The organism is Caballeronia sp. A2-2 (assembly GCF_057612605.2).
In genome coordinates, this window is the sequence record NZ_CM173618.1 from 1151012 (window position 1) to 1173192 (window position 22181).

General features: G+C 59.8%; 19 protein-coding genes. 13 read left to right on the forward strand and 6 right to left on the reverse strand.

Translation table 11 applies throughout. The features are described 5' to 3' along the window. The first annotated feature begins 115 nt into the window (after positions 1-115). Together ACZCWR_RS28950 and ACZCWR_RS28955 are read left to right on the forward strand one after the other, a co-directional pair. A complete protein-coding gene (locus ACZCWR_RS28950) occupies positions 116-1027 on the forward strand; it encodes a LysR family transcriptional regulator (protein WP_487305101.1) in 912 nt (303 codons plus the stop codon). A gap of 110 nt (positions 1028-1137) precedes the next feature. Beyond that, positions 1138-2361 (forward strand): YbfB/YjiJ family MFS transporter, encoded by a 1224-nt coding sequence (locus ACZCWR_RS28955; protein ID WP_487305102.1) that lies wholly within the window; start codon positions 1138-1140, stop codon positions 2359-2361. On the opposite strand, the gene ACZCWR_RS28960 is transcribed toward ACZCWR_RS28955, so the two are convergent. Both ACZCWR_RS28960 and ACZCWR_RS28965 read right to left on the reverse strand, forming a co-directional pair. Beyond that, positions 2346-4610 carry a multicopper oxidase family protein gene (locus ACZCWR_RS28960; RefSeq protein WP_487305103.1) on the reverse strand — a complete coding sequence of 755 codons (2265 nt, stop codon included), beginning with the start codon at positions 4608-4610 and terminating at the stop codon, positions 2346-2348. The genes ACZCWR_RS28955 and ACZCWR_RS28960 overlap by 16 nt on opposite strands. Positions 4611-4854: 244 nt before the next feature. After that, a complete protein-coding gene (locus tag ACZCWR_RS28965) occupies positions 4855-5763 on the reverse strand; it encodes a LysR family transcriptional regulator (protein ID WP_487305104.1) in 909 nt (302 codons plus the stop codon). 188 nt (positions 5764-5951) lie between these two features. On the opposite strand from ACZCWR_RS28965, the gene ACZCWR_RS28970 reads away from it, so the two are divergent. Beyond that, the gene (locus tag ACZCWR_RS28970; RefSeq protein WP_487305105.1) at positions 5952-7262 is read left to right on the forward strand and encodes an MFS transporter; all 1311 of its coding nucleotides are present in this window, start codon (positions 5952-5954) and stop codon (positions 7260-7262) included. Positions 7263-7278: 16 nt separating this feature from the next. Then, complete coding sequence (locus ACZCWR_RS28975) at positions 7279-8466, forward strand: M20 aminoacylase family protein (RefSeq protein ID WP_487305106.1); 1188 nt, start codon at positions 7279-7281, stop codon at positions 8464-8466. On the opposite strand, the gene ACZCWR_RS28980 is transcribed toward ACZCWR_RS28975, so the two are convergent. Together ACZCWR_RS28980 and ACZCWR_RS28985 are read right to left on the reverse strand one after the other, a co-directional pair. Beyond that, the gene (locus ACZCWR_RS28980) at positions 8463-9500 is read right to left on the reverse strand and encodes a hypothetical protein (protein ID WP_487305107.1); all 1038 of its coding nucleotides are present in this window, start codon (positions 9498-9500) and stop codon (positions 8463-8465) included. The genes ACZCWR_RS28975 and ACZCWR_RS28980 overlap by 4 nt on opposite strands. A 183-nt stretch (positions 9501-9683) precedes the next feature. Further along, the gene (locus ACZCWR_RS28985) at positions 9684-10712 is read right to left on the reverse strand and encodes an SGNH/GDSL hydrolase family protein (protein WP_487305108.1); all 1029 of its coding nucleotides are present in this window, start codon (positions 10710-10712) and stop codon (positions 9684-9686) included. A gap of 1120 nt (positions 10713-11832) precedes the next feature. On the opposite strand from ACZCWR_RS28985, the gene ACZCWR_RS28990 reads away from it, so the two are divergent. Next, a complete protein-coding gene (locus ACZCWR_RS28990; protein WP_487305109.1) occupies positions 11833-12648 on the forward strand; it encodes an alpha/beta fold hydrolase in 816 nt (271 codons plus the stop codon). Here ACZCWR_RS28990 and ACZCWR_RS28995 read toward each other — a convergent pair. Beyond that, on the reverse strand, positions 12600-13508 hold the full coding sequence (locus ACZCWR_RS28995) for a LysR family transcriptional regulator (RefSeq protein WP_487305110.1): 909 nt from the start codon (positions 13506-13508) through the stop codon (positions 12600-12602). The genes ACZCWR_RS28990 and ACZCWR_RS28995 overlap by 49 nt on opposite strands. Positions 13509-13621: 113 nt before the next feature. On the opposite strand from ACZCWR_RS28995, the gene ACZCWR_RS29000 reads away from it, so the two are divergent. Beyond that, positions 13622-14275, forward strand: coding sequence for a DsbA family oxidoreductase (locus ACZCWR_RS29000; RefSeq protein ID WP_487305111.1), 654 nt, complete (start codon positions 13622-13624; stop codon positions 14273-14275). Here the strand turns inward: ACZCWR_RS29000 and ACZCWR_RS29005 are convergent. Further along, positions 14266-15033, reverse strand: coding sequence for a DeoR/GlpR family DNA-binding transcription regulator (locus ACZCWR_RS29005; RefSeq protein ID WP_487305112.1), 768 nt, complete (start codon positions 15031-15033; stop codon positions 14266-14268). The two genes, ACZCWR_RS29000 and ACZCWR_RS29005, sit on opposite strands and share 10 nt — an antisense overlap. Before the next feature lie 250 nt (positions 15034-15283). Between ACZCWR_RS29005 and ACZCWR_RS29010 the strand changes: the two genes are divergently transcribed. The 7 genes from ACZCWR_RS29010 to ACZCWR_RS29040 all read left to right on the forward strand — a co-directional run bounded on the left by ACZCWR_RS29010 (position 15284) and on the right by ACZCWR_RS29040 (position 22178). Further along, a complete protein-coding gene (locus ACZCWR_RS29010; protein WP_488876501.1) occupies positions 15284-16063 on the forward strand; it encodes a transketolase in 780 nt (259 codons plus the stop codon). Then, positions 16056-17000: a transketolase family protein gene (locus ACZCWR_RS29015; protein WP_487305114.1), complete on the forward strand. Its 945-nt coding sequence runs from the start codon at positions 16056-16058 to the stop codon at positions 16998-17000. Before ACZCWR_RS29010 ends, ACZCWR_RS29015 begins: the two co-directional genes overlap by 8 nt. A 27-nt stretch (positions 17001-17027) precedes the next feature. Continuing rightward, on the forward strand, positions 17028-17825 hold the full coding sequence (locus ACZCWR_RS29020) for a GolD/DthD family dehydrogenase (RefSeq protein WP_487305115.1): 798 nt from the start codon (positions 17028-17030) through the stop codon (positions 17823-17825). 50 nt (positions 17826-17875) lie between these two features. Continuing rightward, complete coding sequence (locus ACZCWR_RS29025) at positions 17876-18820, forward strand: substrate-binding domain-containing protein (protein ID WP_487305116.1); 945 nt, start codon at positions 17876-17878, stop codon at positions 18818-18820. 65 nt (positions 18821-18885) lie between these two features. Continuing rightward, positions 18886-19518 carry a DUF2291 family protein gene (locus ACZCWR_RS29030; protein WP_487305117.1) on the forward strand — a complete coding sequence of 211 codons (633 nt, stop codon included), beginning with the start codon at positions 18886-18888 and terminating at the stop codon, positions 19516-19518. Continuing rightward, the gene (locus tag ACZCWR_RS29035) at positions 19515-21050 is read left to right on the forward strand and encodes a sugar ABC transporter ATP-binding protein (RefSeq protein ID WP_487305118.1); all 1536 of its coding nucleotides are present in this window, start codon (positions 19515-19517) and stop codon (positions 21048-21050) included. The genes ACZCWR_RS29030 and ACZCWR_RS29035 overlap by 4 nt, the downstream gene beginning before the upstream one ends. Positions 21051-21095: 45 nt before the next feature. After that, a complete protein-coding gene (locus tag ACZCWR_RS29040; protein WP_487305119.1) occupies positions 21096-22178 on the forward strand; it encodes an ABC transporter permease in 1083 nt (360 codons plus the stop codon). Positions 22179-22181: the final 3 nt, after the last annotated feature.

Sequence of the window (22181 nt, forward strand, 5' to 3'; positions counted from 1 at the left end):
GCAGCAGCAAAGAAAGTTACCCCCCCGCCGGGGAGGCGGCTACTGCATAAACAACACAAACAACAGCAGCCCCTTGCACGACAAACACGACAAAACCCAACACCTAGCAAAAATCATGGACCGACTCGAAGCGATGAAAGTCTTCATCGCCACCTTGGACGAAGGCAGCCTGGCCGCCGCCGGCCGCCGCCTAGGCCGCTCCCCCGCAGCCGTAAGCCGAGCCATCGCATATTTAGAAGAACACACCGGCACAGCTCTACTACACAGAACCACCCGCACCATAAAACTCTCAGAAGCCGGCGAGCGTTACGCCGCAGCTTGCCGCCGCATCCTGACGGACCTCGAAGAAGCCGACCTGCTCATAGCAAACGAACACTCCGCCCCAAGGGGCTTACTAACGATCACAGCCCCCGTAGCCGCAGGCGAAGACCTGATCCGCCCGCTGCTCGATGACTTCATCGAACGCCATCCCACGGTAAGCGTGCGCCTGCACATGCTCGACCGCCCGGTCAGCCTGATCGACGAAGGCGTCGACATAGCGCTACGCATAGCGCATCTCTCGGACTCGACGCTCGTCGCCATTCCCATCGGCGAAGTGCGCCGCGTGATCGTCGCGTCACCGCGCTATCTGAAGGCACATCCGCGCATAACAGAACCCAACGACCTCGCGCAGCATCAAATCATCTCGATGACGCATTTCGGCCTCGATTCATGGAGCTTCCCGCCAACAAGCAACTCAGGCATCGCGCAAGCCGTGCAATTCACGCCGCGCTATATCGTCAACACGATTCGCGCAGCCACCGCATCCGCGCTCGCATCGCAAGGCGTGACGCGTCTGTTCTCGTATCACATCGCCGATCACGTCAGAGAGGGCACGCTGGAAATCGTTCTGCCGGACAGCGAACACGCGCCCTTGCCCGTGCATCTGCTGACGCCACACGGAAGGCTCGCCGTGCCAAAAGTACGGGCCTTCGTGGATTTCGCCGCGCCCCGTCTGCGTGAACGTTTCGAAGCGCTCGCGCTTTGATCGTGCGCCGCGCGGAAGATTCTTTTCCGCAGCGCGCGGATTCACTCATTGCGCGATTGAATCTAGACTGCGTGATGAGCGGGCGATTCACCCCGCAGCGGAGAACAAGCATGGGTGTCGCAGTCACGGATAGATCGGATCAACCACCGTTTCAGCTCTGGCGCGGCGTGCTCGCCGGTGCAAGCGCGAGTCTCGTCGGCATCGGGCTGGCGCGGTTTGCCTATACGCCGCTATTGCCGGCCATCATCGGCGCGCACTGGTTTCCGGCATCGACGGCGGCTTATCTCGGCGCGGCCAATCTTGGCGGATATTTAGCAGGCGCACTCGCGGCGAACTGGCTCGCGCGCAAAACGAGCGCCATCGTCATCCTTCGCACGATGATGCTCGCCGCAACGCTCGCCTTCGTCGCCTGTGCCGTGCCGGTCTCATTCCTGTGGTTCTTCCTGTGGCGCTTCGTGTCGGGCGTGTCCGGCGGCGCGTTGATGGTGCTCGCCGCGCCCACCGTGCTCGCGCATGTGCCGCCCGCGCGCCGGGGCTTCGTGAGCGGCGCGATCTTCACGGGCATCGGGTTGGGTATCGCGGCGTCGGGGACTATCGTGCCGCTGCTGCTGCATCAAGGCTTGATGCAAACGTGGTGCGGGCTGGCCGTTGTGTCGCTGATATTGTCGGCGGTGGCGTGGAATGGCTGGCCGCGTCAGGAAGCCCCCGCCGTGCCCTTGGCACATGAGCCGAAACATCATCAGCAGTCCCATGCTTCGCCCACGCTGCGCGCGTTGTTCGCGCAATATGCGTTGAATGCAGCGGGCCTCGTGCCGCACATGATCTTTCTCGTGGATTTCGTCGCGCGCGGTCTCGGCAAGGGTGTCGATGCAGGCGCGCAATACTGGGTGCTGTATGGACTCGGTGCGATCGTCGGGCCGCTGTTGTGCGGACATCTCGCGGACCGCGCGGGCTTCGGCGCTGCGCTTCGCGTGGCCTACGTGTTGCAGATCGGCGCGGTTGCGTTGCCCGCGCTCGGCGCCGGTCCCTTCGGGCTGATGGTGTCGAGCGCGATCGTCGGCGCGTTCACGCCGGGCATCGTGCCACTCGTGCTCGGACGCGTGCACGAACTGCTTGCGCATCATCCCGCGCAGCAGAAAAACGCGTGGCGCACCGCCACCACCAGTTTCGCGGTGATGCAGGCCGTTGCCGCCTACGGCCTTTCATACCTGTTTTCAAGCACCGGCGGCGAGTACCGGCTGTTGTTCGCAGTGGGCACGGCAGCGCTCTCGGTGGCGCTCGTGGTCGATCTGAGCGTGGCGCTGCGAACGCGGAACGATCAACGCCGCGTATAGTCCTTCGCGGAACATAGAGAACTGGCCAGCGCGAGTTGTGTTTCGTCCTTGTTGCGAAAGCGCGCGAGCCAGCGGTTCGCGTTCTGTGTCATCGCCGTGAAGGGTGCGCTCACGCGATCGAGCATGGCCTGTCCCGGCGAAACCACGGCAACGTTCTCCATCATGCCGCGATCCTCATGATCGAGGATATGGCAGTGCATGACGAATTCGCCCGTGAAATCCTGATAGACGGTGCGCATCTGAAGCTGATAGCCCGCCTTGATGAACAGCGTATCGCGCACCACGCCCTTCAGGTTGCAGTACTCGGTGTCGCCGGTGCCGATCTCCGCATCGGTACACGTGCCATCGCTCTTATAGATGGACTTGCCGCCCGCGTCGATGATATCCGTGATCCTGAACGGATTCGTGTGGATATGAAACACGTGCGTGGCGATCAGCGTGGCACTCACATTCCACTGATCGATGTCGCCGAGCACGCCCGTGTAGGCAATTTTGCTCGGGTCGTACGGCATGGTGTTGAGCAGGAACCTGGCTGGTCCGTGCAAAACGTCGATATCGAAGGTGTTATTCACGACATGGTTGACCTCTCCATCCACCGGAATGGTCGGCGCGAACGCGGTGAGTTTGAGCGATTGCAGATCGCCGCGTGCTGGTTCGGCCAGCACGGGATTCGCGGCCACGAGTTGATCGCGAATATATTGCCAGTACTTCGAATGATTTCCCACGGTCGTGTTGGGAATGGTCACGCCCGGCCCCACGCGCGCGAGCGACAGCAGCCTGCGGTCCTTGACCTTGGATGAATTGGGCCGGAAATTGATGGTGGCCGATGCATCCGCGGCTTCATCGAGTATGCAATACAGACCCGGCGACGGAAACGCCACCAGCACGTCGCTGCGATAACCGGGGTTCATCGAGTTGACGTCTTTCTCGACCATCGACGCCATGGTGATGCCGTCTTCCGCGAACTCCAGTTGCTTCACGGTTTCGCCGCTGCATAACTGATCGAGTGTCACGGTCTGCGTCGTCTTGGTCTTGTCGTTCGCGAGCGCCGTGACTGCCGCGCTCGCGGCCGTGCTGACTTGCGCGGCGCTGAGCGACTGCGAATTCGCCAGACCCAGCGCCGAGAGATTCGCCTTCACGATCTTCACGTTGATGGTGTCGCGATTGCCGCCGTGCACCATGCGCAGCCTGCGGATCTCGCCTGACGGCACGAACCCCACCGCGCTCGGAAACACCGGCTGCACCACGCCGTTGATCTGCGTATAGCGGCCCGAGATGACCCATGTCGAATTGAGCTGAGTGGCATGGCCCGGACGCGGATCGTTCACGAAGGAAAGCTGGTTCGTATAGCCGCGAATCTCGCCGACGGCGCCCGGCGGGCAGACCCATTCGAAGGTCGTTGGATCGGCGAGCGGCACGGTGGAACTGGCGTCGCTGAAGCAGCCGTATTCGATCTGCTGAAACAGCATGACGTGCTCGCGAAACGGCAGCGCGAGCAACCGGCGATGCAGGATCGTGTCGATGTCCGCGCTGCCATCGGCGACGCCGCGCTTCGCCTGCCGCGAGCCGCGCACGATCAATACGCCTGCCATGCCGCTCGCGACATCGATCGCGGTGGAGCCGTGCAGATGCGCGTGATACCAGAACGTACCCGAAGGATGGTTCGCCGGAATGTGATACGTGTAGTGCTGCGAGGCGCCCGGCAACACGGTGAGCAGCACATCGTCGGCGGGGTCCGAGGGCGACACATGCAGGCCGTGCGTGTGGATGTTGGTGTGATTGAAGCAATGCGGCGTCGAGTGGTCCGGATCGGGCGGGCACGTATCGGGCGGGTCGTTCACCTTGAGCCGATTGTTGAGCGTGAGATTGAGCGTCGCGCCCGGCCTGATGCTGATGGTCGGCCCCGTCGGACAGCCGTTGTAGCTGCGCATGGAAACATCGTCGAAGGCGTTGGTCGACGGGTTATAGATGCGGTAGGCGCCTTTCTGCACGTTGAGTGTAACGTTTGCGTTGTTGCCCGAAGGATTGAGCGCGATCAGGCATTTCAGGCGCGCCAGCGCGGACAGGAGCGAGCCAGCGGTAGAAACTGCATCGTTGTCCGATGTAGCGTCGGTAGTGTCGCTCAGGTCGGTGAACGAACGTGCGGTCGATGTGCTTTGCGCGAAGCACGGCGACATGGCCCACGGCAAGGCGAGCAGCGCCAGCCAGACTGACGCGACCCTGACGATCCGGACGATGCTCGGCTTCATGATGGCTCCTCGTGTCATCGCGGCGTCAGCCCACCGCAAGAGGACATTAGGAGATCGGAAATCGTGTCGTATGCCTAATCTTCTGATCTCCGTGCGCTAACGCACACGATGATGTTCGGTGGTGCGCGAAGGCGAAAAGCGTGCGCAATGCACCCAATGCGCCGAGATTGCAAACGCCACGGCGTGAAGCGAAACGCTATTTCATTTCAGTATTTCTAACAGTACACGACCGATTACGTTTCTATTACGCCGCCGCGTTTTCCTGCGCCACGCGCGAGCCGACTTCTCGAATGAACCGCGCAAGCGGCCCGTTGAATTCTTCATCGTGCTTCCATACGAACTCGACCGGATAAGTCAACGTAAGCTCGGGATGCGCAACCAGTCGCGTGCCTGCCGGACAGCTATGCACGGATGTATCCGGCACGATCGAATAGCCGATGCCCGCCGCGACCAGCCCGAGTATGGTCATGGTGTCGCCGCCGAGTTGCACGATGTTCGGCGAGAATCCCGCCAACTGGCATTGCCGGATGAGAAAGTCGTAGTAGGGCGGCGCGGCATCGCGATCGAACCAGACGCAGGGCTTGTCGGCGAGATCGGCGAGGCGCTGAGGTACTTCGAAGGGCGCATCGGGCCGCTCGGGCACGGCCAGACGCAGCCCGCATCGGAACACCGTGACCGCTTCGAAACGCGGGTCGCGCAGATCGCGCCAGCCAAAAAAGCCGCCGTCGATCCGGTCATCGAGCAATGCTTCGATCTGCTTCACTGCCAGCAGCGGCGTGATATAGAGGGAGATGTCCGGATGACTCTGCCGGAAGCCGTTGATATGCCCGAGTATCGACGGATGCCACCCGTAAGTGGGCGACACGCCGATGCGCAGCGTCCCAGCGCTACCCTGAGCCACCCGCAATGCACGCTGCCGCGCCGATTCCATGTCGATGAGCAAACGCCTCGCATCGAGCGCGAACTGCTCGCCTGCCGCAGTCAGTTCGACGCCGCGCGCGCTGCGCGAAAACAGCGCCGCGCCGAGTTCTTCTTCGAGGTCGCGAATCTGCCGGCTCAATGCGGGTTGCACGATATGCAACTGCCGGGCCGCTGCCGCCACGCTTCCCGAATCCGCGACGGCGAGAAAGTACCGCAAATGCCTGAGGTCCATTGAGGGTGTTGTGATCGTGGTCTCAGTCGTCTAGGGTCGCACATCAAAAACCCCTGGAAAAGCCGCGCTTACCCGAAATAAACAACCTATGCCCGCAAGGTATAGCGCCTATTTTTGAAGAGTATTGAGGCGTTTCGTGCCGGTGGGAGTACCTTTGAAAAACCAAAAAATCAAAGGGAAGATCCTTCATGCGACGATCCATCACCCCGCCCGCGAGCGCCACCGCGCGAAAGACGTTCGCCGCGGCCGCTATCGGAAACCTGCTTGAAATCTACGACTTCATCGCTTACGGCATCTTCGCAGTCCCCATCTCCCGCACGTTTTTCTCGACGCACTCCGAATTGATTTCCCTTTTGCTCACGTTCCTGACCTTCGCGGTGGGCTTCATCGCGCGGCCGGTCGGCGCGCTCGTGCTCGGGCGCTATGCGGATCGTGCAGGACGCCGTCGCGCATTGTCGCTCACATTGGTGCTGATGGCCGCAAGCACGGCCGTGCTTGCCGTGTGTCCTTCGTACGCGACGATCGGCATCGCGGCGCCCGTCATCATCACGTTGGGGCGGTTGGTGCAGGGCTTCTCCGCAGGCGGCGAAATAGGCGGTTCCGTGGCCATGCTCGTGGAGAATGCGCCCGAATCCAAGCGGGGCTTTGCATCGTCGTTCCAGCAGATGTCGCAAGGCGGCGGTGCGTTGCTCGCGGGACTCGTTGGCCTCGTGCTCACGCATGTCTTCACGGATGCGCAGATCAACGCAGGCGCATGGCGTTTCGCGTTTGCATTCGGCTTGCTGATCGGGCCGGTGGGCTGGTATGTGCGCCGCTCGATTCCCGAGACCGTTGCGTTTGAAGAGGCGCGCAAGGAGCCCGCGCCCGCGCTCGGTGCCATGCTGATGTCGCATCGTTTGCAACTGCTGGCAGGCGTGGCCGTGATGGTCTTCTGGACCATTGCCACCTACGTGTCGAATTACTTCACGACGTACTCCGTGCGCGAACTGCATCTCTCGCTCTTCGAAAGCTATCTCGGCCAGCTCGCCTACGGCATCACGATGATGGCGATGTGCCCGCTCATCGGCATGCTGTCCGATCGGATCGGCGTGAGAAAGCCGATGCTGTTCGGCGCGGCTGTCACGGCAGTCTGTGCGTATCCGCTGTTCTGGCTGCTTGCGCATCGTCCCGGTCCGTTCTCGTTGATGGCGGTGCAGGCGTGCATCGGCTTGCTGCTTGCGTGTTATGCGGCGTGCGCGTCGAACGTGCTTGCATCGATCTTCCCCACGCGTGTGCGGGCCACGGGCGTGGGCTTCGCGTATGCCATCGGCGTGACGCTGTTCGGCGGCCTCACGCCGCTCGCGGTGACGAGCCTGATCGACCTGACCGGCGACAAGCTCGTGATCGGCTATTACCTCGCGGCGGCTGCGGTGGTGAGTGGTATTGCCGTGTTGTTCGTCGCACCGCGCGATGCCGTGCGTCATGAAGAACATGGCTCGCCCGTTGCTCTTACTGAATGAACCTTTGGAAGAACTTATGCTGAACGACCCGCGCCTCGATGCGATCGAAGAAGACATGATCCGCGTTCGACGGCATCTTCATGCCCATCCCGAACTGCGCCACGAAGAGCGCGATACTTCGGAGTACGTTGCTGCGCTGCTCACGCAATGGGGCATTCATGTGGAACGCAACATCGGCGGATACGGCCTCGTTGGCGTGCTGCGCCGTGGCGACGCGAACCGCTCGATCGGCTTGCGCGCAGACATGGATGCCTTGCCGATGCAGGAACACAACCGCTTCGCGCATGCATCGAAAATAGCGGGCCGCATGCACGCGTGCGGTCACGATGGCCATACCGCGATGCTGCTCGGCGCGGCGCGTTATCTCGCGCAGCACGGCGGCTTCGATGGCACGATCAACTTCATCTTCCAGCCCGCCGAGGAAGGCGGCGCAGGCGCGCGTCTGATGATCGAGGACGGTCTGTTCGAGCGATGCCCGATGGATGCCGTGTTCGGCGCGCACAACTGGCCGGGCATCGCGGCGGGACAGTTCGCGCTGCGAGCTGGGCCGATCATGGCATCGAGCAATACGTTCAGGCTCGACTTGACCGGCACGGGCGCGCATGCCGCGCAGCCGCATCGCGCGGCAGACCCGGTGTTGGCTGCGTGCGCGGTCGTGCAGACATGGCAGAGCATCGTCTCGCGCAATATCGATCCGAAGGACTCCGCTGTATTGTCCGTCACGGAAATGCATGCAGGCAGCGCGGGCAACGTGATTCCGGGGCATGCCACGCTTTCCGGCACTGTGCGCGCATTCAGCGACGACGTGCTCGATCTGATCGAGCGCCGCATGAACGAGATCGCGCAGGGCGTCGCGGATGCGCACGGCGTGCGCGCGGACTTCCGCTTCGAGCGTGTGTATCCGGCGCTGGTGAATCATGACGAGGAGACTGCGCGGGCGGCGCGGGTGCTGGCATCGCTCGTGGGCGAAGATCGCGTGAACGTGGATGTGTCGCCGCAAATGCCATCCGAAGACTTTGCGTTCTACATGCAGCATCGGCCGGGCTGCTATGTGTTCATCGGCAATGGCGATGGTTCGGAATACGGTAGCTGCGGATGCGCGATTCCGCTACACAGCCCCAGTTACGACTTCAACGATGCCGTGCTGAAAACCGGCGTGGCCTGGTGGGTGGCGCTCGCACGGGACATGCTTTCGTTGCGTTAGCGCTTGGTCGAGACCACACTGACCGGATCGGCCACAGGATGTTCTTCCGCAAGACCCATGCGCGCGAGCACATCCGCCAAAGCCTGATGCACCGCCTGATTGCCGAACAATCGCTGCACGCGTGAATCGCTTTCTGCGGAAGATGGCGCGTGGGGCGCAGCAGGCAGACTTCTGACGAGTTCGGGAATATCGGAGAAGACCTTCACGCGTTCTGGGCCGACTTCGCGCTCGGCCCATGCCGTGAAATCGGTTCGGATAGCGTACGTTTTCACGCCGAGACTCAGCGCATAAAGAAACGCGCCGCTCACGATGATGTCTTCTTCCGCGTGACAAATCAGCACGCCTTCGCTGTCGAGCAAGATCTTTTGCGCGTCTTTTTCCGACACGTAGCCGCTGCGTATGGTGACATTAGGCGGCGACATTGCCTTGAGTTCTTCGAGATAAGCGGGGTCATCGCATGCGCCGAAAATAAGCAGCTTGCGATCGGCGGGGAACGCTTGCACCAGCGGCCCAAAATTCTTATAGCGCAAGATGCGGCCAAAGCATGCGAAATAATCCGACCGCGCCTCGTCCGGGTGCGTGTCTTGAGCCTCGATCCTGTACAGCGGATGAGGCACATAAAGACGTTTCGGCTTGGTCTCCGTCACGGAATGAACATAAGCGAGCGTGCAGCAGCGTTCCAGAAAATCCGTCGCGCGCGTGACGGCCTTCGCATGTTTCCCGGCGGTGCAATGCGGAAAGCGATTGTGGCGCACGTATAGGACTTTTCGCGCGAACAAGCGGCTAAGCAAGACCTTGCAGAGTGCCTTGGCAAATCCAATGACCGACAAAGCGCCATTCTTGCCGACGATCTCGTTCTCCATCCAGTTGAGGACGACGACATCCGCATGCACCTTCTTGCCCGACATCATCTGCATGATGCCCTGCCGGACGGTGAATCCGCTGACCGGCCCGAATCGCGACAAGGCTTGGGCCATGTTGTCGCAATACTGGTTGGTGCCACCGATCGAAGGCAGATACAGGAAAGTGGTCATCGTTCGTCTTGCGCCGGGCAAGCGTGCGGTGAGGGCGTGCGCGGTTCGGCGGCGGTTGGTCGTATCGTCACAAGGATTCGAAAGGATGCCAGAATGATTTCCAAAGTGTCGAAGTGCGGCTTGCAAATGTCAATCATTCTTTCAATCGATGCTTAAGTCGGACGATTGACGCGAGCAGCGCGCTCAATGGCCCAAGCCTGTCGCGGCAATCTGCTTTTCCACATACTGCGCAAAGAGCGCGTGCATGCGTGTGGTCGGATGTAGTTCGTCCGCGAACATATAGGTCTGGTCCGCGTTCGACGAGACATACGTGGCCGGTGAGCACAGCAGCGAGGTATCGTCTGGCGTTTTCGACGGGTCGCAGGCTTGCGCGGTGTTGGACACGGTGAAGCCATTGGACTGAAAGTTCTGGATGGTCTGCGTGGTCCACGTGTAGGCATCGACGAGGATCACCTTGCTTTGCACGCCATCGGTCTGCAGGGCATTGAGCAACGTGGCGTTGAACAGTTGCGAGAGTTGCGTGAAGTTCGCGCCTCCATCCGTAGCTTTGAGACCTTCGGGCGCAAGCCCGATGTTCGGCACGTTGACCACGACAACATGCGTCGCGCCGTTCTGCACGATCTGCGTGACGAGTTGCGCGAGGATAGTGGCCGCGGCTTGCACCGTGGTATTCGCGTTGGGCGGTGTGCCCGCGCGAAGGACGTCGTTCGAACCGGCCCAGACGAGCACCAGTTGATTCGCGTTGAAGCTGCCGTGCGCCGAGAGATAGCTCGTGATTTGCTGATTCACGGGCATTTCGATATCGCCGGTCACGTCGGTCAGAAACGGGCTTTGGTTCGCGGGCGTGGCGACGGTCGCGCCGCCTTGCGCATAGCCGAAACCGCCTTGTGCTTTCAATTCATGCGCAAGGTCGATGGTGTACGCGACGTTCAACGTGTTTCCATAATACTGCGCGACGTCCTGCGCCCAGACCTGGCCGGGATTCGTCGTGAAGCGGCCGCCGCCGACCGCGCTTGCGATGGGCGCGTAGGTGCCGACATCGGAGAGACTGTCCCCGAACGAGACTACTTGCAGGGTCACGCCGCCGGTGCCGTTCGATGCGCCTGAATTGCTGCCGGAATCGGAGTGGCTTCCTCCGCATGAGGTAAGCAATGCAATGAGCGTGGCAGAAGCTACAGACCGGATTTTTGTCGAGGTTGAGGTTTTGGACATGGGGCCTCCTTGTCTATCGGCCTTGGCGGGCCGATGCGCCGTTTTTGGTGATTGGTGTGCGCGGGTAATCGTCAGGTTTTAAAGCAAGAAAGATGCGCTGGTTTATCGGTTGGGCTTTTTGGAGGGGATTGAGGGTAGGCGGTAGCCAGTAGGCGAGGCGTTTGATGTTGTTGTTCTGTCGTGCAAGGGGCTTCTTCTTGTTGTGTTGTTTATGCAGTAGCCGCCTCCCCGGCGGGGGGTAACTTTCTTTGCTGCTGCAAAGAAAGTCACCAAAGAAAGCAGCTTTTTACCCCATGCACGATGGCTGGAGAGGGTGGTCTGGATTAACCGATACAGTGGCCGCAATAGGACTTTCCACGCTTAACGAGTCGCTTAGGCAACCTGGCGATTACGCGCTCCAACTCTCTAGTCAAAGTGGTCCGCATTCATTCTTTCGGCCATGCGCTGCGCCCGCCGAGAACGTAAGAACGGAATCCCGCAGCGTATGAGCGCCCAGCCACCTCATACCTCACCGCTATGTCGTCATTCGGCCCTACCTTAGCAAGCGCTTCTGGGCAAAGCGCACACACCAACGCAAGTCACCTTTTAGTCGGAGCACTAACCAAGGTTGGGCCGAATAGCAATCTTGCGGGGAAGCGTGATGTGGCTGGGCGCGAATAGGCTGCGGGATTCCGTTCTAAAGCTCTCGGCGCGCGAAGCGCATGGCCGAAAGAATGAATGCGGGCCACTGAGCGCTGATTCTTCGAGCGCGCAATCGCGAGGTTGCCTAAGCGGCTTGTTCTGCGTGGCAAGTCCTAATGCGGCCACTGCATCCGTTAATCCAGACCAACCCTCTCCAGCCAGCGTGCATGGGGTAAAAAGCTGCTTTCTTTGGTGACTTTCTTTGCAGCAGCAAAGAAAGTTACCCCCCCGCCGGGGAGGCGGCTACTGAATAAACAACACAAACAAGAGCAGCCCTTTGCACGACAGAACAAGACGGAACAACATCGTCCCGCAGATAAGCAGAACGCAAGCCGATTCAATCACCCCATGATCGACAGCCGATCTCACACCGGCACTTATCGCCCACGACCCAGCGACCTACTATGTCTCCACCTTCGGCTAAAAAGGAGCATGCCAAATGAACATACAAACCCGCGGCGCGCGCATCCATATCCACCAAAAGGGAACGGGCGATATAGCACTCGTATTCCTACACTACTGGGGCGGTTCCGCACGCACCTGGGACAGCGTGACAAACAAGCTCTCAGAGCGATACAAGACAATAGCCCTCGACCAACGCGGCTGGGGCGATTCAACCGCCCCCGCACAAGGCTACGCCATCACCGATCTCGCCGACGATGCACAGGACGTAATCGATGCCACGGGCCTCTCGCGCTTCGTGCTCGTCGGTCATTCGATGGGCGGCAAAGTCGCGCAATTGCTGGCCTCGCGCAGGCCGCGCGGGCTCATGGGCACGGTGCTCGTCGCCCCATCGCCGCCATCGCCCATGACGTTTTCCGACGAACAACGCGCTCAGATGACAGCGGCCTATGATTCGCGCGAATCCATCATCCACGTGCTGGAAAACGTGCTGACCGCGACCGCGTTGCCTTCGGCGTTGCGCGAGCAGGTGATCGCCGATAGCCTGCGCGGCGCGCCTCAGGCGAAGGCCGCGTGGCCCAACGCGGGCATGCTCGAAGACATCACGGCGGACGTGGCGCGTATCGACGTGCCGGTGCTGGTGATCGCGGGCGAGCAGGATAAGGTCGATGAGGTGGAAACGCATCGGCGTGAGTTGCTGCCGCGCGTGGCGAATGCGCGATTGATGGTGCTGCCGGGCATCGGGCATTTGTCGCCACTCGAAGCACCCGATGCGCTCGCCGATGCCATCGATGGCTTCATGACTCAAGCTCGATCCCACGGCGGTTCATCGCCGAATGCCGTAATAAGATGATCGACGAAGCGCCGCACCTTGAGCGGCAAATGACGCGCGCTCGCATAAACCGCCTGAATCGCCAGTTCCGAAGTGCGATAGTCCGGCAGGAGCGCAACAAGTTGCCCTTGCGCGATGGGCGCGGCAAATACAAAGGTCGGTCCATACGCGATGCCCGCGCCAGCAAGCGCGGCGGCCAGCAACATCTGCGTGTTGTTGGCCGCGAGACGACATGGACCATCGATCACATGCGCGCGTTGCTTCGCGTCCGTCAGCACCCAATCACCGGCCGACACCGCTTCGCTGAACGCAAGACGCGGCGGGCGCCGCAGATCGTCAGGATGACGCGGCACGCCATGACGTTCCAGATATTCCGGCGACGCGCACAGCACCATGCGGCAAGGCGCAAGCCGTCGCGCAATCAGCCCCGAATCGGGCAGACGTCCGATGCGAATGGCCACATCCGTGCCGGCTTCCGGCAGTTCGATATAGCGATCGCTCAACGTCACTTCGATATCCACGTGCGGATTCGCATCCAGATAACGCGCGATGACTTCGCCCAGATGCAGCGCTCCGAACGTGACCGGCGCCGCGACACGCAGCTTGCCGCGCGCGGTGCCTTGCGCATCGCTGGCTTCGCGGCTGGCTTCGTCCCAGGCTTCGAGAATGTGGCGGCATCGCTCGTAATAGCTTTGGCCGATGTCGGTCAGGCTCAAACGCCGCGTCGTGCGATGAAGCAGCCGCGCGTTCAGCTCCGTTTCGATCGCGCCGATGTACTTGCCCGCCATCGCCGCCGAGAGTCCGTAACGCCGCGCCGCAGCCGCGATGCTTCCGTCATCGACAGCGGCAACGAACACGGCAATGGCAGTCAGACGGTCCATTCAATCCTCGATACAGATAAGCGTCGATGCATTATCGACAGAACGTGTCAGCAAGGCGATGCGATTTAAGTTAGCCTTTCAGATCCGGCTAATTTTTAGTGCAGATTGCAATCATGACCCGTCAAGTACAGATCGATTTCGTTTCCGATATCGCGTGCCCGTGGTGCGCCGTCGGCCTGTCCTCATTGCTGCGCGCCATCGAGCGTGTGGGCGGCGAGGTCGATGCCGAGATCACCATGCATCCCTTCGAACTGAATCCCGACATGGGGCCGCAGGGCGAGCGCATCGTCGATTATCTGGGCCGCAAATATGGCCGCACGCCCGCGCAGATCGAAGAAACGCAAGCCATGCTGCGCGAACGCGGCGCAAGCGTGGGCTTTACGTTCGGCCCGCGCGATTGGGTCTACAACACGTTCGATGCACACCGTCTGCTGCATTGGGCAAAACTCGAAGGCAAGCAGTTGCCGCTCAAGCTCGCATTGCTTACGGCCTATCACGGCGAAGGCAAGAACCCTAGCGATCCTGAAGTGCTCGTTGCTGCCGCGCAAAGCGTCGGTCTCGATGTCGAGCGTGCCCGCGCCGTGATCGCGAGCAACGAATACGCCGACGATGTGCGCACCGAAGAACGCGCGTTTCAGGAACTGGGCATCAACTCGGTGCCGGCCATTATTTTCGAACGAGAGTATCTCGTGAGCGGCGGCCAGCCTGTCGAGACTTTCGAGGAAGCGATTCGAAAGGTTCTCGCGGAACCTCTCAATCAAGCGTAAAGAATCTCCGTGCCGTTACCCGTGAGCCAGTCGATAAACGGTTGGCTCAATCCATCGTCCGTCACCAGATAATCCACGCGGTCCATCGCGCCGAACGCGGCGAATTCGCGTTTGCCGAACTTCTTCGAATCCGCGAGCAGATAGACGGTTTTCGCCGCGTCGATCATGGCGCGCTTCACATGCAGATCGATAAAGTCGGGGTACGAGATGCCCGATTCCATCGACACGCCACCGGCCGCCAGAAAGAGCTTGTCGACGAACATGCCCTCGAAGAACGTCGACGCCTTCTCGCCCGATACGGCGATCGTCTCCGGCTTGAACACGCCGCCTGTGAGCATCACGCGATTGGTCGGTTCCGCGCCCAGCAGAATGGCGATATTCAGCGCGTTCGTCACGATGCGCAGGTTCTGCCGGTCCAGCAAATTCTTCGCAAGCTCGGTTGCAGTCGCGCCGCAATCGAGGATGATCGAATCGCCATTCTCGATCAGGCTCGCAGCCTTCTTCCCGATGAGCGCTTTCTCCGCGCTGGTGGGCAACACCGGCGCTTCGTAAGCGCGCCGCACCGGTTCCGAATGCGCGGACTTCAGCCGCACGTTGCCATGCACGCGCTCCACGCGCCCGAGCCGCTGCAATTCGTCGATGTCCTTTCGAATGGTCGGCATCGACACACCGAATTCGCTGGACAGCTCGGAGAGCTTCACCAGCTTGGCGGCCTGCACGCGTTCGAAAATTTTTTCTGTTCGGGTCCGTTGGTCCATTTTCCTTTCCTGCGCACGCCCGGCTAAGGCGTACTTTTCACTCCGTATTCTGCCTGAAGCAAGGCCCGCCAGAAGCCGCCTAGGTAATTTCCCTTCGTTCCTCGCTTTTGTTTTGACTTTCTATCGAAAGTAAAACAAACTTTCGATCAGGCAAACAGGAAGTCTGGGAGCAGGAATGGAAAACCCCTTCAAGCAGTCCGGCAACGCGCTTCACCGCCGGGCTCAAGAAATCCGCAAGAAGATTTGCGTCATGAACGCCGCGGCCAAAAGTGGCCACACGGGCGGCGATATGTCGGAGGCAGATATCCTCGCCGCGCTGTATTTCCACGTACTGCGTTATGAACTCGATGCGAGCAACCGCGTTAGTTGGCATGACGAATTCATTTTAAGCAAAGGCCACGGCGTCGGCGGTCTCTATTCCTGCTTCGCCGAACTCGGCTGGCTCGAAGAAAAGGAACTGCTCACGTATTTAAAGGACGATTCGCGTCTTCCGGGCCATCCTGTGCGGCAAAAACTGCCTTCGCTGGTGACGGTCAACACGGGTGGATTGGGTCATGGTCTGCCGATCGCGGCGGGTCTTGCGATGGCGAAGCAGCGCCATGCATCGAAGAACGAAGATGCACCCGGACGCGTCTTCGTGCTGACCGGCGACGGCGAACTGGAGGAAGGTTCCAACTGGGAAGCGGCGATGGCCGCCGCGCATTTCGAACTGTCGAACCTGGTCGTGATCGTTGATCGCAACCGGCTTCAACTGGCCGACTTCACGCACAACATCATGGATCTCGACCCGCTCGACGAAAAATTTCGCGCTTTCGGTTTCGAGGTTCATGATGTCAATGGAAACCAAGCCGATTCGATTTGGAAACTATTGGAAAGTCTCGACTTCGGCAATAAAAAGCCAAAAGTCGTGATCGCCCACACCATCAAGGGGCGCGGCGTGTCGTTCATGGAGAACGTGCCGGCATGGCATCACAAGTTCCCCGACGAAGCACAACTTCAACAAGCGCTCAAGGAATTGGACCATGCGTGAACTCGCGGATTTGCGTGACGGTGCGGTGGGCGCGATCAGCCGGCTGACGGCGGCGGGCGAGGACATCATCGTGATGGTGGCGGATTCCACTTCGACCTCGAAGATCGGGCCATTTCTGGAGCGTTATCCGGAACGCGTCATCAATGTGGGGATTGCGGAGCAGAACATGGTCGGCATGGCGGCGGGCATGGCGCTCGGCGGTCATATCGTGTTCACGGCGAACGCCGCGCCATTCCTTGTCGGACGCGCCAACGAGCAAGTGAAGAACGATGTCTGCTACAGCGCCACCAACGTGAAGATGCTCGGCCTCAACGCGGGCGTGGCGTATGGGCCGCTTGCCTCGACGCATCACGCCATCGACGATATCTCGATCATGAGCGGCTTCGGCAACGTACAGATTTTCGCGCCGTGCGATGAAGAAGAAACCGCGCAGATGATCGACTATGCGGCGTCGGTAGACGGACCTGTCTACATTCGGCTGGACAATGCCAAGTTCCCTGTGGTTCACGATGCGTCGTATCGCTTCGAACCGGGCCGTCCTGATGTATTGATCGAAGGATCGCGCGTCGCGGTCATCGCGCTGGGTTCGGTGGTGGGCGAAGCGCTCGAAGCGTGCGAAGCGCTGCAAAAGGATGGTTTGGTGAATCCGACGCTCGTGAATCTCTCGTCGCTGCGGCCTTTGAATCAGGATGCGCTTGCATCGATCATCGAGCGTCACGATGCGATTGTCACCGTGGAAGAACATTCGCTGCATGGCGGCATTGGCGCGACGGTTGCCGTGTTGATGGCGCGCCGTCAGCTTAACCGGTCGCTGAGAATGCTTGGCATCACCGAAGGCGAGTTTGCCAAATACGGCACGCGCAAGGGTATTCGCGCTCACTATGGCATCGACGCGAAGGGCATTGCGCAGGCTATCCGCGCGCTTTGTGCAGTCTGAAGCACGACGACAACGAAGGAGACACAGATGGGCACTCAATACGATATGTCGCTGCGCCACGGCGTCGATTTCGATTTTCGGCTCGATGGAAAGATCGCGGTGGTTTCGGGCGGACTGGGCGGCATCGCGATGGCGACCAATGCGGCCTTGATTGCGAAGGGCGCGCGCGTGGCGATTCTCTATCCGAGTTTCGAGGAGCCGCGTGTGCAGGCGGCAATCGATGAACTCGGCGCGGACAAAGCGAAAGCCTTCGCCTGCGATGTCGCCAATGAGGCCGATGTTGAAAAGGCGATGAAAGCGGCGCATGCGCATTTCGGCGATCTGCATTTGCTCGTCAACGCGGCGGGCTGCATCACGCTGACGAAGGCCGAAGACATCGGTTACGACGAATGGCAGCGGCAGATTGGCGTGAATCTCACGGGACCGTTTCTATGCTCGAAGCACTTTGCGCGCATCGTGCTCGCGAGCGGGCATGGCGGCAAGATCGTGAATATTGCTTCGCAGGCAGCGACGGTCGCTATCGATCAGCACTGCGCCTATACATCGGCCAAGGCGGGATTGATTGGCATGACGAAGGTTCTCGCCAAGGAATGGGCGGCGCGCGGTATCACGGTCAATACGATATCGCCCACGGTCGTGCTTACGCCGATGGGCGCCGCCGCATGGGAAGGCGAGAAGGGCGAGAACATGAAGAAGCTGATTCCGGTCGGCCGCTTCGCTTATACCGATGAGATTGCCGCCGCGATTCTTTTCCTGCTGTCCAACGGCGCGGACATGATTACCGGCGCCGACATCATGATCGATGGAGGCTACACGATCGCCTGATTTATCAAAAACGTCGCTCTAGAAAGACAAATTCAATTGGAGACAAGAACATGTGGAAGAAGCTTGCAGTCGCCGCCGCAGTAGCCGTTTCGTTCACCGCCGTTATGCCGGGCACCGCCAGCGCGGCGGGCAAGGGCACCATCGCCATTCTCGTGAATGCACTCGATAACCCGTACTACGCTGCAGAAGCGAAGGGCGCGGAAAGCGAAGCGAAGAAGCTCGGCTACGACACCATCGTGCTCTCGCATGGCGAGGACGTGAACAAGCAGAACGAACTGGTCAATCTCGTGATCGGCAAGGGCGTGAAGGGCATCGTGCTCGATAACGCGGATTCGAATTCGAGCGTCGCCACGGTGCGCGCAGCCGCCGATAAGAAAGTGCCGGTCGTGCTGATCAACCGTGAGATTCCGAAGGACGGTATCGCCATCGCGCAGTTGAGCCATAACAATCTGCAAGCGGGGACGGAAGTGGCGCAGCGCTTCGTCGAAGCCATCGGCGAAAAGGGCGAATATGTGGAACTCACTTGCAATCTTGCCGATAAGAATTGCGTGACGCGTTCGCAAGCCTTTCATCAAGTGCTCGATCAATATCCTGACTTGAAGATGGTCGCGCGTCAGGATGCGAAGGGCGCGCTGTTGCCCGGCAAGCAGGCAATGGATTCGATTCTTCAGGAGCACTCGAAGATCAAGGGCGTGATCTGCGGCAATGGCCCGGTTGCACTCGGCGCAATTGCCTCGCTCGAATCGGCGGGACGCAAGGACGTAGTGGTGATGGGCATCGATGGCAGCAACGACGAACGCGATTCCGTGCTCGCGGGCAAGCTCAAGGCGACTGTGATGTTGCAGGCGCAGGGCATCGCCATTCATGGTGTGGATTTGCTGGACAAGTACATCACCACGGGCAAGACCGGTGAGCCGGAACGCCAGTTGTTCCGCGGTATTCTGATTACCAAGGACAACGCATCGAAGGTCAAGGACTTCTACTACAACAAGTAACGCCTGTTGTCGGGAACGGGCGCGGCGAAAACGCGCCCGTGCAATGCTTGTCATGTGAGGTCGTCATGTTTCAACCCTTTTCCGCGATGCGGTGCGTGCTCGTGATGCTGAGTATCACGAGCATTGCCGCGTGCCACGTCGTCACCGATACCGAGCTTGCGCAGATCCGCTCGCAAGGCCAGCATAAAGGCCCGGATGCCGGAAAGATCCTGAGCGATCAGCTTATTCCGTACGCTGACAAGAACGCGAAGCCTGCCGCTCAAGTCATTGGCGCACTCAGTCAGAATTTTGATGATGCCTGTAAGCAATACGGTTTTCGTCAGAGCAGTGCGTTTCCGTGCAATTTTTGGCTGCGCGTGCAGGGCAAGGTCATTCGCGTGGACGACTCATCGCGCGTCGGCAAGACATATGTGGATGTCTCGCCCGCAGGCGGCGGCGAGCCTGTGCATATCGCGCTCGAAACCGGACCGGTTGTCATCGGCACCGGCGTGCGTGACGGCTTCCCCGGCGTGAAATACAGCGATTTCGACGATCAAACACGCTTCGCCGCCTTCGGTCAGGAGTTGAATAAACTCGTCGTGACACGCGCGCAATCGGCCAAACTCAAGGCAGGCGACACAGTGGACGTGGCTGCGGTCTATAGCAGTTGGAGCGAGCCGAGCGGTGAGATTCGCGCTATTCCGGTGGCCTGGAAATGAATCAGCCTCGAACCATGAACCCGATCAATGTGATCGAAACGCGCGCGCTGTCGAAGCAATATCCCGGCACCGCTGCACTCGTCGATGTCGATTACAAGGTGCGGCGCGGCAAGGTCAATGTATTGATCGGCGAGAACGGCGCGGGCAAGTCCACGCTGATGAAATTGCTTGCGGGTGCGGAAACGGCCACCTCCGGCGAAATCTGGATCGACGATCAAATCGCGCAAATCAACGATGTGCGAAGCGCGGAGAAGCATGGCATCGGCATTATTTTTCAGGAACTCAATCTCTTTCCCGACATGACGGTGGCGGAGAACATTTTCGCGGGCAATGAGATTACGAGTAGCGGCGTGATTCGCGCGAAGATGGAGAATCATCAGGCCAAGGTGTTGCTGGACCGGCTGCATATCACGCTCGATCCACGCACGCGTCTGGGCGATCTTTATGTCGGTCAGCAGCAGCTTGTTGAAATTGCGAAAGCGCTTTCGAAGCATATCAAGGTGCTCATCATGGATGAGCCGACTTCCGCGCTCTCCAAGACAGAAGTGGAGATTCTCTTCAAGATCATCGCGCAACTGAAGGAAGAAGGCGTGACGGTGATCTATATCTCGCATCGTCTCGAAGAGATCATGGCGGTGGGCGATTGCATCACGGTATTGCGTAATGGGCGGCTCGTGGCGGAAGGCGAGATTGCTGACATTGACATACCGTGGATCATCGAAGCGATGGTCGGATCGTCGAAGAAACGCTTTGCGTTTGCGCAGCACACGATTGGACAGGAAGTGCTGAAGGTTAAAGACCTCGCGCTAAAACGTTCCAATGGCATTTATGCGGTGGATCACGTTTCTTTTTCTGTCAAGGCTGGCGAAGTAATCGGCATTTATGGCTTGATGGGCGCGGGGCGGACTGAATTGCTCGAATCGTTGCTTGGGGCTAATCCGCTTGCGATTGGCGAGATAGAGCTTGCGGGCAAGTCTATCGAAGATATGCCGATTCCCAAACGCATTGAAGCGGGCATAGCGCTCGTGCCAGAAGATCGTCAGAAGCAAGGCATGGTGCAACTCATGACCATCCTCGAAAACATGACCTTATCGAGTCTCGGCAAATTCACGCGGCGCTTTGTCGGCGCGCTCACGCGGGACCGGCAGGTGGAAGCGGCCGACGATATCGTTAAGAAGCTGGCGATAAAGGCCTCGTCTGTCGATGCACCGATCACGTCGCTATCGGGCGGAAATATGCAGAAGGTCGTGATCGGCAAGGCGCTGCTCACGCGTCCCAAAGTATTGCTAATGGATGAACCCACGCGCGGCATCGACGTGGGTGCAAAGGAAGATGTCTACAAGACGATCAGCCTGCTCGCGCAATCGGGCATCGCGGTGATCTATGCGACATCCGAACTCGACGAAGCGATGGCCGTTTCCAACCGCGTCTTCGTGATGGCAAGCGGCAAGCTCACCGCCATCATGGAGCGTGCGCAGTTCGATAGCGAACGCATCGTGCGCGCATCGACGCCTGCGACGGCGGTCGTTTAAGCATGCTTATGATCGATGAAGTACGAAGCGAATGAGATCGAAACCATGAACACACCCAATAGCAGCAATCCGCCGGTCACTCCGGTGCATGCGAAACACAACCGGCATTCGGCTTATGTGTTTTCGCGCGTCGCCGTGAACGTGCTCAAGCTGCGCATCTTTATCGCGCTGTTCGCGATCGTCATTGTGTTCTCACTGGCGACGGAGAACTTTCTGTCGACCGGGAACATGCTCATCATGGCCAAGCACGTGACCATCGTCGCGATTCTTTCCATTGGGATGACGTTAGTCATTCTCACCGGCGGCATCGATTTGTCGGTGGGATCGATCGTCGGGATAAGCGGCATGGCGGCGGGGTATCTTCTGCTCGAAGGCGTGAAGATCGGGCATCACGTCGTGTTCTTCAATCCGTGGGGCGTGACGCTCATTGCATGCGCGCTCGGTGCGCTGATTGGCGCGGTGAATGGTTATCTCATCACCATGCTCAATGTCGCGCCGTTCATCGCGACGCTCGGCATGCTCTATGTGGTGCGCGGCGCGGCGCTGCTCGTCAACAACGGCAGCACGTATGCGGATCTCGAAGGCAATGCGGCGCTCGGCAACACGGGTTTCGAATTCATCGGAAATGGCACGATTTTGGGGCTTTCCACTCCGGTGTGGATCATGATCGTGCTGGCGGTCATCACGATTTTCATTGCGAAAAAAACGCCGCTTGGACGGCGCATCTATGCCATCGGCGGCAACGAACAGGCCGCGCGATTCTCCGGTATCCGAACCAATCGCGTGAAACTCTTCGTCTATATGTTCTCGGGATTTTGCGCGGCGCTGGTCGGGCTCGTCATCACGGCGCAGTTGCAGACGGCGCATCCGCTTACCGGACAGACTTACGAACTGAACGCCATTGCCGCAGTCGTGCTCGGTGGTACGGCGCTGATGGGCGGGCGCGGCACCGTGTTCGGGTCGGTAGTGGGCGCGTGTGTCATTTCCATTCTCGGCGATGGCATGGTGATGTGCGGCATCAGCGATTTCTGGCAGATGGTCATCAAGGGGCTGGTCATTATTTTCGCGGTGGTGATTGATCAGTTGCAGCAACGGCTGCAATCGCGCATGGTGTCGCTTACCGCCTGAGGA

What these genes read in the sequence shown, in the direction of transcription:
- ACZCWR_RS28970 (WP_487305105.1), top strand. Translation starts at nt 5,952, where the DNA reads ATGCGACGATCCATCACCCCGCCCGCGAGCGCCACCGCGCGAAAGACG.
- ACZCWR_RS29020 (WP_487305115.1), top strand. Translation starts at nt 17,028, where the DNA reads ATGGGCACTCAATACGATATGTCGCTGCGCCACGGCGTCGATTTCGAT.
- ACZCWR_RS28980 (WP_487305107.1), bottom strand. Translation starts at nt 9,500, where the DNA reads ATGACCACTTTCCTGTATCTGCCTTCGATCGGTGGCACCAACCAGTAT.
- ACZCWR_RS28985 (WP_487305108.1), bottom strand. Translation starts at nt 10,712, where the DNA reads ATGTCCAAAACCTCAACCTCGACAAAAATCCGGTCTGTAGCTTCTGCC.
- ACZCWR_RS29040 (WP_487305119.1), top strand. Translation starts at nt 21,096, where the DNA reads ATGAACACACCCAATAGCAGCAATCCGCCGGTCACTCCGGTGCATGCG.
- ACZCWR_RS28960 (WP_487305103.1), bottom strand. Translation starts at nt 4,610, where the DNA reads ATGAAGCCGAGCATCGTCCGGATCGTCAGGGTCGCGTCAGTCTGGCTG.
- ACZCWR_RS29015 (WP_487305114.1), top strand. Translation starts at nt 16,056, where the DNA reads ATGCGTGAACTCGCGGATTTGCGTGACGGTGCGGTGGGCGCGATCAGC.
- ACZCWR_RS29035 (WP_487305118.1), top strand. Translation starts at nt 19,515, where the DNA reads ATGAATCAGCCTCGAACCATGAACCCGATCAATGTGATCGAAACGCGC.
- ACZCWR_RS28965 (WP_487305104.1), bottom strand. Translation starts at nt 5,763, where the DNA reads ATGGACCTCAGGCATTTGCGGTACTTTCTCGCCGTCGCGGATTCGGGA.
- ACZCWR_RS29010 (WP_488876501.1), top strand. Translation starts at nt 15,284, where the DNA reads ATGAACGCCGCGGCCAAAAGTGGCCACACGGGCGGCGATATGTCGGAG.
- ACZCWR_RS29005 (WP_487305112.1), bottom strand. Translation starts at nt 15,033, where the DNA reads ATGGACCAACGGACCCGAACAGAAAAAATTTTCGAACGCGTGCAGGCC.
- ACZCWR_RS29025 (WP_487305116.1), top strand. Translation starts at nt 17,876, where the DNA reads ATGTGGAAGAAGCTTGCAGTCGCCGCCGCAGTAGCCGTTTCGTTCACC.
- ACZCWR_RS28950 (WP_487305101.1), top strand. Translation starts at nt 116, where the DNA reads ATGGACCGACTCGAAGCGATGAAAGTCTTCATCGCCACCTTGGACGAA.
- ACZCWR_RS28995 (WP_487305110.1), bottom strand. Translation starts at nt 13,508, where the DNA reads ATGGACCGTCTGACTGCCATTGCCGTGTTCGTTGCCGCTGTCGATGAC.
- ACZCWR_RS28975 (WP_487305106.1), top strand. Translation starts at nt 7,279, where the DNA reads ATGCTGAACGACCCGCGCCTCGATGCGATCGAAGAAGACATGATCCGC.
- ACZCWR_RS28955 (WP_487305102.1), top strand. Translation starts at nt 1,138, where the DNA reads ATGGGTGTCGCAGTCACGGATAGATCGGATCAACCACCGTTTCAGCTC.
- ACZCWR_RS29030 (WP_487305117.1), top strand. Translation starts at nt 18,886, where the DNA reads ATGTTTCAACCCTTTTCCGCGATGCGGTGCGTGCTCGTGATGCTGAGT.
- ACZCWR_RS29000 (WP_487305111.1), top strand. Translation starts at nt 13,622, where the DNA reads ATGACCCGTCAAGTACAGATCGATTTCGTTTCCGATATCGCGTGCCCG.
- ACZCWR_RS28990 (WP_487305109.1), top strand. Translation starts at nt 11,833, where the DNA reads ATGAACATACAAACCCGCGGCGCGCGCATCCATATCCACCAAAAGGGA.